General features: G+C 49.1%; 13 protein-coding genes. 3 read left to right on the top strand and 10 right to left on the bottom strand.

Features of this window, described 5'->3' with window-relative positions:
* Positions 1-248 precede the first annotated feature (248 nt).
* A complete protein-coding gene (locus FGB90_RS12220; protein ID WP_246056162.1) occupies positions 249-1,448 on the bottom strand; it encodes an MFS transporter in 1,200 nt (399 codons plus the stop codon).
* A gap of 21 nt (positions 1,449-1,469) precedes the next feature.
* Positions 1,470-2,876, bottom strand: a complete 1,407-nt coding sequence (pepV, locus tag FGB90_RS12225; RefSeq protein WP_138811239.1) for a dipeptidase PepV — start codon at positions 2,874-2,876, stop codon at positions 1,470-1,472.
* 294 nt (positions 2,877-3,170) lie between these two features.
* On the opposite strand from pepV, the gene FGB90_RS12230 reads away from it, so the two are divergent.
* On the top strand, positions 3,171-3,389 hold the full coding sequence (locus FGB90_RS12230; RefSeq protein ID WP_171051804.1) for a DeoR family transcriptional regulator: 219 nt from the start codon (positions 3,171-3,173) through the stop codon (positions 3,387-3,389).
* Positions 3,390-3,481: 92 nt separating this feature from the next.
* On the opposite strand, the gene FGB90_RS12235 is transcribed toward FGB90_RS12230, so the two are convergent.
* The 5 genes from FGB90_RS12235 to wrbA form a co-directional block, all read right to left on the bottom strand.
* Positions 3,482-4,216 (bottom strand): pseudouridine synthase, encoded by a 735-nt coding sequence (locus FGB90_RS12235; protein ID WP_138811117.1) that lies wholly within the window; start codon positions 4,214-4,216, stop codon positions 3,482-3,484.
* Positions 4,206-4,865, bottom strand: coding sequence for a hypothetical protein (locus tag FGB90_RS12240; RefSeq protein ID WP_138811118.1), 660 nt, complete (start codon positions 4,863-4,865; stop codon positions 4,206-4,208). The genes FGB90_RS12235 and FGB90_RS12240 overlap by 11 nt, the downstream gene beginning before the upstream one ends.
* A gap of 73 nt (positions 4,866-4,938) precedes the next feature.
* The gene (gene rodA / locus FGB90_RS12245; protein WP_138811119.1) at positions 4,939-6,111 is read right to left on the bottom strand and encodes a rod shape-determining protein RodA; all 1,173 of its coding nucleotides are present in this window, start codon (positions 6,109-6,111) and stop codon (positions 4,939-4,941) included.
* Between the two features lie 19 nt (positions 6,112-6,130).
* Positions 6,131-7,342 (bottom strand): putative lipid II flippase FtsW, encoded by a 1,212-nt coding sequence (gene ftsW / locus FGB90_RS12250; RefSeq protein ID WP_246056163.1) that lies wholly within the window; start codon positions 7,340-7,342, stop codon positions 6,131-6,133.
* Between the two features lie 482 nt (positions 7,343-7,824).
* The gene (gene wrbA / locus FGB90_RS12255) at positions 7,825-8,445 is read right to left on the bottom strand and encodes an NAD(P)H:quinone oxidoreductase (RefSeq protein ID WP_138811121.1); all 621 of its coding nucleotides are present in this window, start codon (positions 8,443-8,445) and stop codon (positions 7,825-7,827) included.
* Positions 8,446-8,717: 272 nt separating this feature from the next.
* Here wrbA and FGB90_RS12260 point away from each other — a divergent pair, with 272 nt between their 5' ends.
* Positions 8,718-9,029, top strand: a complete 312-nt coding sequence (locus FGB90_RS12260; protein WP_138811122.1) for a winged helix-turn-helix transcriptional regulator — start codon at positions 8,718-8,720, stop codon at positions 9,027-9,029.
* A gap of 58 nt (positions 9,030-9,087) precedes the next feature.
* Here the strand turns inward: FGB90_RS12260 and FGB90_RS12265 are convergent, their stop codons facing one another.
* The 3 genes from FGB90_RS12265 to proC all read right to left on the bottom strand — a co-directional run bounded on the left by FGB90_RS12265 (position 9,088) and on the right by proC (position 12,186).
* Positions 9,088-10,722 (bottom strand): putative polysaccharide biosynthesis protein, encoded by a 1,635-nt coding sequence (locus FGB90_RS12265; protein ID WP_138811123.1) that lies wholly within the window; start codon positions 10,720-10,722, stop codon positions 9,088-9,090.
* A 231-nt stretch (positions 10,723-10,953) separates the two neighbouring features.
* Positions 10,954-11,355, bottom strand: a complete 402-nt coding sequence (locus FGB90_RS12270; protein ID WP_138811124.1) for a secondary thiamine-phosphate synthase enzyme YjbQ — start codon at positions 11,353-11,355, stop codon at positions 10,954-10,956.
* 27 nt (positions 11,356-11,382) lie between these two features.
* Positions 11,383-12,186: a pyrroline-5-carboxylate reductase gene (gene proC, locus FGB90_RS12275; RefSeq protein ID WP_138811125.1), complete on the bottom strand. Its 804-nt coding sequence runs from the start codon at positions 12,184-12,186 to the stop codon at positions 11,383-11,385.
* Between the two features lie 109 nt (positions 12,187-12,295).
* On the opposite strand from proC, the gene FGB90_RS12280 reads away from it, so the two are divergent.
* The gene (locus FGB90_RS12280; protein WP_138811126.1) at positions 12,296-13,579 is read left to right on the top strand and encodes a BaiN/RdsA family NAD(P)/FAD-dependent oxidoreductase; all 1,284 of its coding nucleotides are present in this window, start codon (positions 12,296-12,298) and stop codon (positions 13,577-13,579) included.
* The last annotated feature ends 65 nt before the right edge of the window (positions 13,580-13,644 follow it).

Consider the following 13,644-nt stretch of genomic DNA (forward strand, 5'->3'; position numbering starts at 1 on the left):
TTTATCGAGGCTGGAACAGAAATGTTTTTACGGACAAAAATCCGGACAATCAATATGCAATGCAGTAAATCGCTCCTGAAATATTCACCGCTTTCTTCGGGAAGCGGCTGAGCCTCCGCGTGCTTCGCTACTTAAGGGGTCTCAACTGCGCTTTTCCTCCCGCAGGAGTCGGCAAATATTTCATCCGCTTATCAGCTTTTTGTTCGGATTCGAATCTAAACACTTTCCTTATGTCCAAGCTTTTTTTATCAGGCGTCCACAGGGGCGCCTTCTTTCTTTTCAAGATTCATAATAACAATGAGAACAGCTGCCCCGCATAATGTCAGGACCCCGTAAAACAGGTAAACATAAAGTATGTTCTGCCAGTCCATAATGATCCCGGCAAAAAATGTAAAGAACCATGCACCAAGGCCATTCCCAACAGCTGCATACAGGCTCACAGCTGTTGCTTTTACCTCTTCAGGAGCCAGGCTCCGTACATACTGCAGTGCTGCAGGTATAAACAGTCCGATCGAGAGCCCCTGAATGACGGTGGTAACATAGATCAGTTCCGGAGACGGCCCGAGAAAATAAAACAGCCAGCGGAATCCGGAAACAAGCGCGGCAAGAAAGAGGATGACCGTAACACCCTGTTTCGAAATCAGACTGCCGGCCCATCTCATAAACGGAATCTCACTTCCCGCTGCAAGAAGAAATGCCAGACCGACACCGGCAAGAGAACCTCCGGCAAACTGAATCAGCAGACCGAAATAAAAATTATTGGCCATAATCGGTCCGAACACAAGAAACGTAGCGATTAAAAACAGAACAAACTTTGGAACGACAATCAGCCTCCGGAGCCCTTTCTTAAGGTCCACCCTGACAACCTGCGATTCTCTTGGCATTTTCAGAGCAAACCAGGCACTGATCCAGAGAACGACTGCAAAGGCGTAGAAAATAATGGACTGTCCGAACCAGTCGGACAGATTCCCCATCACCCAGACGGCCAGGGCAAAACCTGCTGCGCCCCACAGGCGGATTCGTCCGTAATCGCCGCCTTTTTTATGAACATAATTCATGACCATGCTGTCAGAAAGCGGGATCATGGCTGCCTGAAAAAGAGCGAGAAAAGCAGCAATAAAAATCAGTACCGGATACACCTCCGCAGTCACATACATAAGTCCGATCGCACCGGTACCGGTAACAGAAATCGCCAGCAGAATCCGCGGGCTTCTCGTATAATCACTGATAAGCCCCCAGATCGGCTGGGCAATGAGCATCATCACCGGACCTATGGACATGATTACCCCGATCTGGGATCCCCTCAGCCCCACTTCATTCTGCAGATACACACTTAACAGAGGGAAGAGACCCCCTATGGCAAAGAAGGAAAGGAAATAAAAAATACGCATATCCGTCAGCTGACGCCGGTGATTATGTAATTCGTGATGTTGGGATTGAGAAGCCAAAGTTAACAGCACCTTTTTTCGTTATTTTGCGAGTTCATAGATGGCATCGGCGTAGATAGCCGTTGCTTTTAACAGATCTTCTGTATGAATTGCCTCATCCGGCTGGTGGGCAAGATCCGCTCTTCCGGGAAAAAGAGGTCCGAACGCAACCCCTTCGTTAAGCGATCTGGCGTAGGTCCCGCCACCGATAGCGATCAGTTCAGCTTTTTCCCCGGTATGCCGTTCATAGACGTCCTTAAGGACCGACACAAGCCGGCTGGTTTCCGCCACTTTGTGCGGCTTTTCGTGGGTGATAATCGTGCCCGTGTAGCTCCCTTTACTGAAAGTATGGTCCAGCCCCTCCTTAGCCTGATCAAAATCAGCCGTTTCAGGATAACGGAGGTTGACTCCAATCCGGCTCATTTCACCTTTTATAAACTCAAGTATCCCAAGGTTCACAGTCAGATCACCGAGCTCCTCATTGTGGTGGGCAATACCTGCAGTTTTACCTCTTGAATCCCTTGCGAAAGTACCGCCGAGCGTCCTCACAAAAGCACTGCTTTCACTGTCCCACCCACTGAACCGGCTGAGAAAAGACGCCAGTTCAAGGCCGGCGTTAATGCCTTTATCAGGCTCCATCCCGTGAACGGATTTTCCGTTCAGGATGAGGTGCACCTGCCCACTGTCGTTTGTTTTCACATCACCTGTAAAGTTCTCCGATTCAAGAAATGACCTGAAAGCTCCGGTTACGGCCTCCTGCTCCTGTCCGGAAAGGACAGCCTGTGCCTGGTCGGGAACCATATTCAGGCGCTGCCCTGACCTGAAATCTTCAAGAGCAAGCTGATCGTTTTCACTTTTGCCTTCAAGTTTTCTGCTGTATTCAAGATCGCAGATTCCCTTTTCGGAATAGATAATCGGAAAATCCGCATCAGGTGCAAATCCCATTACCGGCATCTCCGCATTCCTGAAATAGTGCTCTACACAGCGCCACTGGCTTTCTTCATCCGTACCGATAATGAGCCTCACCCGCTTCCCCAGTGAAACACCTGATTCCTTCACTGTTTTAAGCGCATGGTAGGCGGCCATTGTCGGCCCTTTATCATCGATTGCTCCCCGGGCAATAATCCTGCCATCCTTCAGCTCTGCCTCAAAAGGAGGCGATGTCCAGCCGTCACCCTCGGGTACAACATCAAGGTGACACAAAATCCCGATTATATCCTCACCGGTACCGTATTCGATGTGGCCTGCATACCCGTCAAAGTCTTTAACTTTAAATCCTTCATTTTCAGCCTTCTGAAGAAGCCAATTGTACGTACGGGCAATATCTTCGCCAAATGGCTTCCCCGGTGAGGCAGTGGATTCGTCCAGTACACTTTTATGACGGAGAAAGGCTCTCGTATCTTCAATAACCGTTTCTTTTACCTCATCGATTCGCTCTTTCCAGTTCATCATCACAGCATCCCTCCAGAGTGGTATTTTTTCCTTGAAATTCCCGGTAATCCATAAAACACACTAATTAACAGAATATTCATGGGACTTTTACATAACATTAACGGTAAAGCGCTTTCCTTCTCTTTACCTTTGGTACTTCCTCAGCTAAAATATAGGACAAAGGAGCGATGGAATACGTGCTCCTGTATGGTAATGCAAGCCTGAAGATGATTCTGTCCCTTCCAGCTCTGCATGCTCTACATAAACCATTACAACAGAGAAGGCAGGGAACAAGAAAAAAGGAGTGGTTTTTTGAAAGCTTCGACTGACCGCATGCTGACCCGGATTAAATCTATGTACCTTTACATTAAGCGAAAGGGGCAGGTCACCACACTGGAATTAGTTGAAGAGTTCGGAACGACCTCACGTACAGTGCAGCGGGATCTTAATATCCTGGAACACAACAACCTCGTTACCAGCCCTGAGCGGGGAACGTGGGAAACCACCCGGAGAAAAGTCAAAGCTTCCTGAACCATAAAACTTAAATCAGATATCCTTTATCCTCCTGCCTGTGCAGGAGGATTTCTTTGTGTTGAATGCTGCGCCTAAAGTCTATTCCCGACTCACTTCTTTCCGTTACCTTCGGCGTTGTCGTTCAAAAGCATGCCCAGTTCCTCTTCAGTAAGTTCCCTGTACGTACCAGGTTCCAGTTCTTCATCGAGTCTAAGCGGCCCGATAGTTTCACGCTTAAGGAATACAACCCGGTGGCCAACGGCCTCAAACATCCGCTTTACCTGATGGAACTTGCCTTCTGTAATACCAATCTGTACTTTACAGCCGTCCCCTTCTTCCTGGATCTCAATTAATGCCGGTTTCGTCTCATATCCATCATCCAGTGTGACCCCGGCTTCGAGCTGTGATATTTCTTTTTCTCCAAGAGGACTGTCGATTGTGGCGGTATAAAGTTTCTGCACCTTTTTCTTCGGGCTTGTGAGCTGATGGGCAAGTTTCCCATCGTTTGTCAGAAGCATCAGCCCGACGGTGTCCTTATCCAGACGACCGACGGGAAAAGGCTCAAACAGGGCATCCTCCGGCTCAAGAAGGGAGACCACTGTTTCCTCGGATACATCCTCTGTCGCTGAAATTACGCCCTGTGGTTTATTCATCATAATATAAATAAACTCTCTGTATTCAAGGATTTCACCGAATACAGCTACCTCGTCCTCTTCAGGGTCCACATGAGCTTTCCCGTCTTTAACTGTATCACCATTTACCGTAACGCCGCCTTTTTTCAGCATCTTCTTTACGTCTTTACGGGATCCGAACCCCGTGTTGGCGAGCATTTTATCAAGTCTCATCGTTTTCCAGCTCCTTTGCAGCCTGTTTGCCGAATCCGCCGAGTTTTCCATCCAGATATGCATCAATGACACCCGGAAGGATCTGAGAAGCGGCCTGGTCTATGAGGTCATCCTGGATTCCTTTTGAACGGAGGTCTTTTTTCAGCTGCACTACTGCTCTGATTGCAGCCCAGGTCGCTTCTTTATTTACTGTCAGTACATCCTCTTCTTTTCCCGGAAGCGTCCGAATCAGATCGCCGAACAGACTCCCGAGGCGTTCAGCTTCTTCTTCCGATTCGGTAACCGCCAGCCCGTTTCCCTGTGCAGCCAGGGCGTCGGCCTGGGTAACCCATTTCCACGGTACTGCTTTTGTTCCCCGTGGGAGATAAGGTTCAACATCCTCTTTCAAAAGAGCAGTAGCGGTATAATAGAAGGTTGTCCCTTCTTTAAACCTGTCATAATACCGGTTGAAAAAAGAACCGATCTCGTTTCCGGGCAGAAACAGAATAAACGTATCTTCATGATTAAATGTCTGCGGGTCACGCCAGTAGAGCCCAGGGAAAGCCTCTATTGTTTTTTTTGTGCGCGTATACCCATGAAAGGTCCGGTCTTTCGGCAGCAGTTTGTACACCGCCCTGGCAAGTGAACCCAGTCCAATCAAAGTCGTCACGAAGTATTCCCTCCTGTCTTTTTTGCCGAAAAAAGAGAGCTGTGCTGGACAACTCTCCCTTTTCCTATTCAGGCTAATAATCTTCTCCGAACATGTAATGACGGGTACGAAGATTGACATTGAGAACAATCCCCACCGCAATCATGTTTGTGAGTAGGGCACTTCCCCCGTAGCTGATAAACGGCAGTGCGAGGCCGGTAATCGGCATGACACCAATGGTCATCCCAATGTTCTGGAAGATCTGGAAAACGAGAAGACCGACCACCCCTGCAACGAGATACGTACCGTAGCTGTTGTTACAGTTAAACGCGATCATTACCATCCGGTACAGGAGAAGAAAATAGACAATAATCAGGACTGTAGCCCCTACAAACCCGAACTCTTCCCCAATTACCGTAAACACAAAGTCTGTGTGAAGTTCGGGGATGTCACCACCCTGTGTTTTGGCTCCCTGGGTAAAACCCATTCCATACAGCTGGCCTGCTCCAATTCCCTGCAGGGCATGAAACAGCTGATAACCAAGGCCCGACGTATCCCCTGCCGGATCGAGCCAGCCGTAAATCCGGTTCATCTGGTGCGTTTTAATAATCTGAGTAAAGATGCCGTAAAAATAATTGTGCAGTATCACAAGAAACCCGATCGCCGCCACGACCAGGCTCGTCAAAAGCCCGATCATGCGCCATGTGACACCGCTCATAAGAATCATCGTCATCATAACAGCCCCGATAACGAGCGCTGTTCCCAGGTCCGGCTGGATGAGAATGAGGAAAAACGGCGGTCCACCGACAGCCAGAATTTTTCCGATTACTTTAGCATCCTCAGTAAAGGATTTCGCCCGCGGAGTCTGTGTAATGCGGTAAAGCAGGTGTGCCAGGGCAAGAATAACAAAAATCTTTACAAACTCCGACGGCTGGAACATGATACCTGCCACAGAGATCCAGCGCTGAGCACCATTTATATCCTCTCCAAAAAAATGAACGAGTAAAAGAAGAACCATCCCAATAGCATAGAGTGGTATGGAAAAGTTCTTAAACATTTCATAATCAATACTCATGGCTCCCAGCATGAGAATAACCCCTATGGCAAACCAGACGACCTGTCTGCGGACGAAATACGTATCGTCCAGAAGGACATACTGCTCAGTCGTTCCGCTGTAAATGGCCATAAGACTGATACACATCAGAACAAAAAGAAGAAAAAGTAAAGTAAAATCAAGCTGCTGTAACGAAGACTTCCGTTCTTCCATCTATTATCCACCTTCATTTTTATCTCGTAAACTGACGGACAGGACGAAGCCGGGATGCACCGGGATGCGTTTCGGCCTCCTCCTCAGTGTCCTGATTCCGTTCCATCCGCTCCACGCGGTCCCTCTCCGTCTTCCGCGCTATGTTTGCTAATATACCGATTGACAGAAGGGTGACCATAAGGGATGACCCTCCGTAACTGACTAAAGGAAAAGGAATCCCTGTAATCGGAAGTACCCCGGTTACAGCTCCTGTATTGAAGACCACCTGAATGGCAAGCTGAAACACGATTCCGAATGCCAGCAGGCTGCCAAACGCGTCCCTGCACCGTGAACCGATAATAATTCCCCGGACAATAATGATGGTGATCAGTCCGAGAACAAACAGAATGCCAAGTACGCCAAGTTCTTCACTGACGACTGCCAAAATAAAGTCCGTATGTGCCTCAGGAAGGTAAAACAGTTTCTGGACGCTCTGTCCAAACCCCGCCCCAGTGAGGCCTCCATGGGCAATGGCAATATAAGACTGGACGAGCTGATACCCTTCTCCGTAGGCGTCCTCAAACGGCGCACGGTGGCCGATCAGACGGTTAAGCCGGTAAACCTCGGAGTTGGCATAATACCAGATCGCAACACCGCCGAGCCCGCCAATCCAGAATAAATGACGGAACCGGGCTCCGGAGCAGTAGACAATGAACCCTGCTACGACGACGATTGAAGTAGCGGTTCCAAGGTCCGGCTGCAGCATAATCAGTCCGAACAGGAGTCCTACGATAACAAGGGGCGGGAGTACGCCTCGTGTAAAGTTATCTATGTAACCCTGTTTCTTTGAATAAATGTACGCCAGATAAATAATAATCCCAAGCTTAACAAACTCAGAAGGCTGAATTCTGAGCGGTCCAAAGTTCACCCAGCGTGTTGCCCCGTTAACCGTATGCCCGAGAGGAGTAAATACAACAAGGGCAAGCAAGATAAAGGATCCAAAAATAATAAAAGGCGTCAGCTTTCTGAAGTGACGGTACGGAAAGAACATGAGCCAGGCAAATAAAACTCCTGATAATCCGAGCCACATTAACTGCCGCTGAAAAAAGTGTGTAAAATTGCCGAATTCCTGATACCCGATGACATAACTGGCACTGTAAACCATCAGAAGACCGAACAGGGAAAGCAAAATAACCGAGATCACAAGAATCCAGTCAATATACAGACGTTTTTTCGGTGTTTCTAGTTCCACACTTCTCCCCCCTGTCTCTTTTGTACTCTCTCTTTTGTACTCTCTATTATTCACTGCCGTACAGATGCATCCCGATGCGGTCGGGAAGACTCTTAACCTACGCAGTGGGAAATCAGGTTCGTATAATATATTTATACTCCGGACCCAGAGGCCGGCGGACTGATCTATATTCATGTGATGGATGTTTCATAAGACAAGCATTCTTAATTCCTCAATTATAGCAGAGTCCTTCAGTCTGAGGAAGGGACCTCACGCCTGTTAAGGTGTGAAAAAAAGGAAAAATCCTGCGGAGTCGTACCCCTCTTTTCCACCTGATGTGACAAGGTTTAACGGAATTCGATTTACCATTGTTTCATTGCAGGAACAGCTGAAACTATCAGGGACCCGGGGGAAAACCACTATCAGGGCCAATATGATTCAAACATGCAAAAAACCGGGGGAGCCAGGCTCCTCCGGTCTGTTTATTCAGAATAAAATTCAATTTAGCCGTGCAGTGATTTGGCTACGCTCGCAACACGTTTACCGAGACGCTTAGCCATTGTGAGGTCTCTCTCGTCCGGCTGGCTGCTTCCATCCGGCGCAGCAACAGTTGAAGCAGCATATGGAGAACCGCCGATAGCATCTGTAGTCAGCTGTTCAGGGTTTTCCCCGTACGGCAGACCAACGTAGATCAGACCGAAATGGAGAAGGGGCACGATTGTCGTAATCGCAGTTGTTTCCTGCCCACCGTGAATGGATCCGCTGCTGATGAATGTGGACGTTACTTTTCCTTCAAGATCCCCGTTCATCCAGAGACCGCCCGCAGAATCAATGTACTGTTTCATCTGTGCAGGCATTGACCCGTAACGTGTTGGAATTCCCCAGATTATGCCATCCGCCCATTTGAGGTCATCGTGTGTGGCGACAGGAATGTCCTCCTGTGCATCCTGAGCCTGAACATAGGCATCCTGACCGGACATGGCTTTCTGAACTTCATCAAACTCAGCCACCCGGACAATCTTCACTTCGGCACCTTCCACTTCCTGGGCACCTTCAGCAACTGCCTTGGCCATTGTATGAATGTGTCCGTAAGCGCTGTAATACGGAATTAAAATCTTCGTCAATCCGATCCACTCCTTTAAATGTTAAGTACAGGGTTTCCTCTGCTCCTGAGTGCATCAGAAGAGCAGTCTTTACTCCTCATTCCACCCACTGACAGAAGATAAACCTCTTTTGAATTAACAGCAAGTGTATTTTTGTTATTCACTTACTATTAGTAAGTATATTAAAGCACACCATCCCAAATGTCAACTGAAATATGTTATACTTCTTTTACTAAGCAGTCTCCGCAGCATAATTTACTGATAATGCCGGGCTGCTTAAAGGAGCTGAACGTATGGAACAAAACGAGCTGTGCCCCAAATTTGAATCCGCCTTTCAATTACTCGGAAAACGCTGGAACGGTCTCATCATCCGTGTTCTGATGACAGGCCCCCGACGTTTCAGGGAAATATCGGCTGTGATCCCGAATATGAGCGATAAAATGCTTGTGGAACGGTTGAAGCAGCTCGAGTGCGAAGGCATTGTGAAACGAAACGTCTACCCGGAAACCCCGGTCAGAATCGAATACATGCTTACAGAAAAAGGCCAGGCCCTGGAACCGGCGATGGATGCTTTCCAGTCCTGGGCCGAAAACTGGGTTGATTAAACAAAAAAGCTTTTCCCGAATGGACGGGAAAAGCTTTTTTCTGTATTTTTTACACGCGTCAGGCCTCTTCGGCAGCCCGCTTCTTCTTCTTAAGAAAACGGAAACGGTGTCCGAGAATCTGTCCTGCAAGACCCGAACGGATGCCGAGAAAGCCGAAGACGGCAATACCTGCTGTTATGGCGACAGGCAGAATAATAAAGGCTGCTCCCTGGGTTTCAAGCGGAATAAAGATCTGCATCGTCCGGTTCACTGCAAAAACAACCAGTCCCATTACAGTGGCAAATGCTCCAATCAGCAGAACACGTTTCAGCAGGTACGAATAATTGTACTCCGCAAACCGCCCGATGGCCCACACATTGACAGTCACGGCTGCAAGGTAGCCGAGTCCGGTCGCATACACGGCACCGGCGGCTTCGAACCAGCCTATAAACAGGGTGTTCACTGCAAGCTTGATTACCAGTCCCGAAAATAATGCTATAACTGCAAACTTCTGTTTATTGATGCCCTGCAGTAGTGATGATGTAACGGCAAAGACCGAGAACAGCACCGCTACCGGGGCATAGTGACGAAGAATCTCGCCCCCGATTGCCAGGTCACCAAGGCCGAAAAGAGCACCGTAGGCAGGATAAGCAAGGACACTAAGTCCAACAGCTGCCGGTACACTGAGAAACAGAATAATCTGGTACGTCTGGGTAATCTGACGCTGGAGCCTGTCTTTTTCATCGTTAACAAAAGCACTCGTCACGGTAGGCAGAATAGCCAGTGACATAGCTGTTGCTACAGAAACCGGAATGAGAATGAGCTTGTGTGCCGCCTGGGCGAAAGCACCGAAATAACGGTCAACTACATCTGCATCGTACATGGCACTCAGAGCTGTGTTGAACGTAAACAGATCCACCATCTGGTAGAGAGGGATGGAAAGTCCCACGAGTGAAATCGGAATCGAATACCGGAGAAGCTCCTTATACATGCTTGAGAGGGGAATCTGGTGATCGGTGGTACTCTCTTCAATCTGGGTCTGGAAATTGTCCCGGCGTTTCATAAAGTACACACCGAGAACTGCAAGTCCCCCGAGAGCTCCCACAAAGGCTCCGAACGTGGCAAAACCGATCGCTGTTCCAAGCTCCCCGTTCCACACGTTGATAATCAGGTACGTAAGAAGCAGGATAAAGATGATACGGACTATCTGCTCAATCACCTGTGAAACCGCCGTCGGTCCCATGGACTGGTGGCCCTGAAAGTACCCCCGGATAATGGACATGACCGGTACAACAAGGAGGGCCACACTGACCATTCTGATCGTAAACACTGCATCCTCCACACTGTTACCCTGCAGGTCACCGGTATCAAGTATCGAAGCAGCAATAAACGGGGCAAGGAGAAATAAACCGAGAAAAGCGACAAACCCCGTCGCCCCCATAACCACGAGGCCGGACTGAAAAAGACGCTGACCTGTCCGGTAATCACCAAGAGCATTGTATTTGGCAACGAATTTTGAAACAGCAAGAGGAATCCCGATCGTTGCCAGGCTGAGGAGCACCGTATACGGTACATACCCGTATGTATAAAGAGCCAGACCCTCAAGACCCACAATTGCCTGGAACGGGAAAATATATATAAGACCGAGCATTTTGGAAATAAAAATCGAGGCCGTTAAAATCATCGTACCCCTGACCAGCTGACGTTCTGACATTGGACCTTCCCTGCCTCAATTAACAGATTTTAAACACTGAGAGCATTTTATCACAATTCGCCTCAACTCGACAGGCTGGAAGGAAGCCAGAGCAGCAGATGCAATAAAAGCAGCGAGAGAACAATCGCCTTCTTTCAATAAGCAGATTACCGTAAATTCAGCTCCCACCCGAAGAAACGCATAGAAAGCCCCGGCATCTTCCGAGACACCGGGGACCTCTGCCATCCAGACTTATCCTTCCATCACCTTCAGCACACACTTTCTGCTCCTAGGTCCGTCAAACTCGCAGAAATAAATCCCCTGCCAGGTCCCGAGAATCAGTTCTCCATCTTCAATCAGCACCGGCTGGCTCGTTCCCACCGTACTTGCCTTTAAATGGGAAGCGGAATTTCCTTCTGCGTGGCGGTACTTGTCGTGTGTCCATGGGTACACTTCGTCCAGCCGCATGAGCATATCGTGCTTTACGTCCGGATCGGCATTTTCATTAATTGTAATACCTGCTGTTGTGTGGGGACAGTAGACGTACACCACACCGTTCTGCACACCTGTCTCACGGACATAAGAAGAAACTTCCTGTGTAATATCGATCATTTCGTCCCGGCGATTTGTACTGATTGTGAACTTTTTCAGCATCAGTTAAAACCTCCATTCCTGTATTCATCATCCCTGACTTCTTGCGTGGGCATTCGTCGCTTTTACAGCTGCTTTAATGGTTTCATGGTAGTTCCTCTCTTTTAACACTTCCAGGCCTGCAGCCGTTGATCCTCCCGGCGAGGCAACCTGTTTTCTCAGGTCATCAGGGGCATAGCCGGCCTCAAGCATGGCAGCGGATCCGCTGAGCATTTTCACGACCAGCTCTCTCGCCTGCTCGGGCGTCACACCATTTTCAACAGCCGCCTCCTCCATTGCTTCCACAAATGCGTAAACGAATGCAGGCGCACTCCCGGTTACGGCAGTGAGGTCGTGGACCTGCTGCTCTGTAAGTTCCTCAGAAGCTCCGATGGCTTCCAGAATAAGGTTTATAACTTCCCTGTTCTCTTCGGTTACATACCTGCCGCACGTGTATGTAGAGATGGATTTTCCAATCTGCGCCGCTGTGTTGGGCATAATCCAGCAGACAGGTGTGCCTTCCGGGAGTCTTTCTTCCATATATGCTGCATCGATTCCAGCAGCAACAGTAATCACAAGCTGCCGGTCCACTTTTTCAGCAAGTTCACGCAGTAAACTGCCGTGCACTCCCGGTGGGGCAGCAAGGAAGATCACATCATGCCCGGACACCTCGGCAGTCCAGTCATCCGAAACAGCTGTCCCGTACTTTTTTTCCAGTTCATGGAGCCGTTCTCTGTCACTCCGGTTTGTCATTGTGATCTTTTTCAGGGACGGATGCCGGTCCTTGACCAGACCTGACAGAACGGCTTCTGCCATTCTCCCCGCACCGACCATCAGAATTGACGTTTCTCTCATGCGCTCTCCACTCCTTTACTTCCTTTTAAATTATCATGAGTTTATGTTGAAGGAAAGTATGCTAGACTATGTGATGACACGAATGAACGAAGGAAGATGGTGACCTGCAATGGAACGGCAGTATGATGTGATCGTAATCGGAGGCGGTCCCTCAGGACTCATGGCAAGCGTTTCCGCTGCCCAGCACGGGGCCCGCGTTCTGCTTCTTGACAAAGGCTCAAAGCTCGGACGGAAGCTGGCTATCTCAGGAGGCGGCAGATGTAATGTCACGAACCGGGCGGACCCGGAGGAAATTATCCGGCACATTCCCGGGAACGGACGCTTCATGTACAGCCCGTTTTCGGTTTTTAATAACGAAGACATAATCGATTTTTTCGAAAACCTCGGCATCAGACTAAAAGAAGAAGACCGTGGCCGTATGTTTCCGGTGAACGACAAGGCCATTACGGTTGTCCGCACACTCCTCGATCAGATCCGGACCCTGAATGTGGAAATCCGGACCGAAACGGGCGTGGCCGATGTTCTCTATGATCAAAGTGAGAACAAAGTGAGCGGAGTGCAGCTTACCTCCGGGGAGGAAATCGGTGCCCCGAACGTGATCGTGGCAGTGGGAGGAAAATCCGTCCCTCACACCGGGAGTACCGGCGACGGCTACCCGTGGGCGAAAAAAGCCGGTCATACCGTGACAGAGCTCTACCCTACTGAAGTTCCGATCACCTGCTCGGACAGCCTGATTCAGGATAAAACACTTCAGGGACTCTCGCTAAGGGATATCGAACTGTCCGTAATCGACCCGAAAAAGAAAAAAGTGATCAAAACCCACGAAGGAGATATGATTTTTACCCACTTTGGTATTTCAGGACCGGCGGCTCTCAGATGCAGCCAGTACGTTGTTAAAGCCCTGAAAAAACACAGGACGCCCGAGATTCCCATGACCGTGAACCTTTTCCCGGGTCAGCGTGAGGATGAAGTGGTGAGCGACATTACTTCCCTCGTTGAAGCCGAACCGAAAAAAGCGGTTAAAAACTCCCTGTCCGGGTGGGTGCCCGAGCGGATGCTCAATGCACTGTTTCTCATAACAGAAACAGATCCACTCACAACAGAAGCGAATCTCTCAAAGGAAGCTGTCCGCAGCCTCGCCCGCTTTGCACTCGCATTTCCTCTCCATGCAGACGGCACTCTTTCGATTGAAAAAGCTTTTGTAACCGGAGGCGGCGTCAGTGTGAAAGAAATCCAGCCCAAAAGGATGGAGTCCAAGCTGATGAAGGGGCTGTTCTTCTGCGGTGAAGTGCTGGATCTGCACGGATATACCGGCGGGTACAACATTACAGTAGCTTTTTCGACAGGTTATACAGCCGGAAAAGCAGCAGCGGAAAATCTCTGGTATGAATAAGGAACAAAAGTGCTGACTGGCTCTTTAAAATAATGCTCCGTTCCACACCGTCCGTTTGCTTTCCG

The sequence above is a fragment of the Alteribacter natronophilus genome, assembly GCF_006007885.1.
Lineage (GTDB): Bacteria > Bacillota > Bacilli > Bacillales > Salisediminibacteriaceae > Alteribacter > Alteribacter natronophilus.

Coding starts and splice junctions, on each gene's coding strand:
- FGB90_RS12260 (WP_138811122.1), top strand. CDS start 8,718: ATGGAACAAAACGAGCTGTGCCCCAAATTTGAATCCGCCTTTCAATTA.
- FGB90_RS12265 (WP_138811123.1), bottom strand. CDS start 10,722: ATGTCAGAACGTCAGCTGGTCAGGGGTACGATGATTTTAACGGCCTCG.
- FGB90_RS12280 (WP_138811126.1), top strand. CDS start 12,296: ATGGAACGGCAGTATGATGTGATCGTAATCGGAGGCGGTCCCTCAGGA.
- rodA (WP_138811119.1), bottom strand. CDS start 6,111: ATGGAAGAACGGAAGTCTTCGTTACAGCAGCTTGATTTTACTTTACTT.
- pepV (WP_138811239.1), bottom strand. CDS start 2,876: ATGAACTGGAAAGAGCGAATCGATGAGGTAAAAGAAACGGTTATTGAA.
- FGB90_RS12235 (WP_138811117.1), bottom strand. CDS start 4,216: ATGAGACTTGATAAAATGCTCGCCAACACGGGGTTCGGATCCCGTAAA.
- proC (WP_138811125.1), bottom strand. CDS start 12,186: ATGAGAGAAACGTCAATTCTGATGGTCGGTGCGGGGAGAATGGCAGAA.
- FGB90_RS12270 (WP_138811124.1), bottom strand. CDS start 11,355: ATGCTGAAAAAGTTCACAATCAGTACAAATCGCCGGGACGAAATGATC.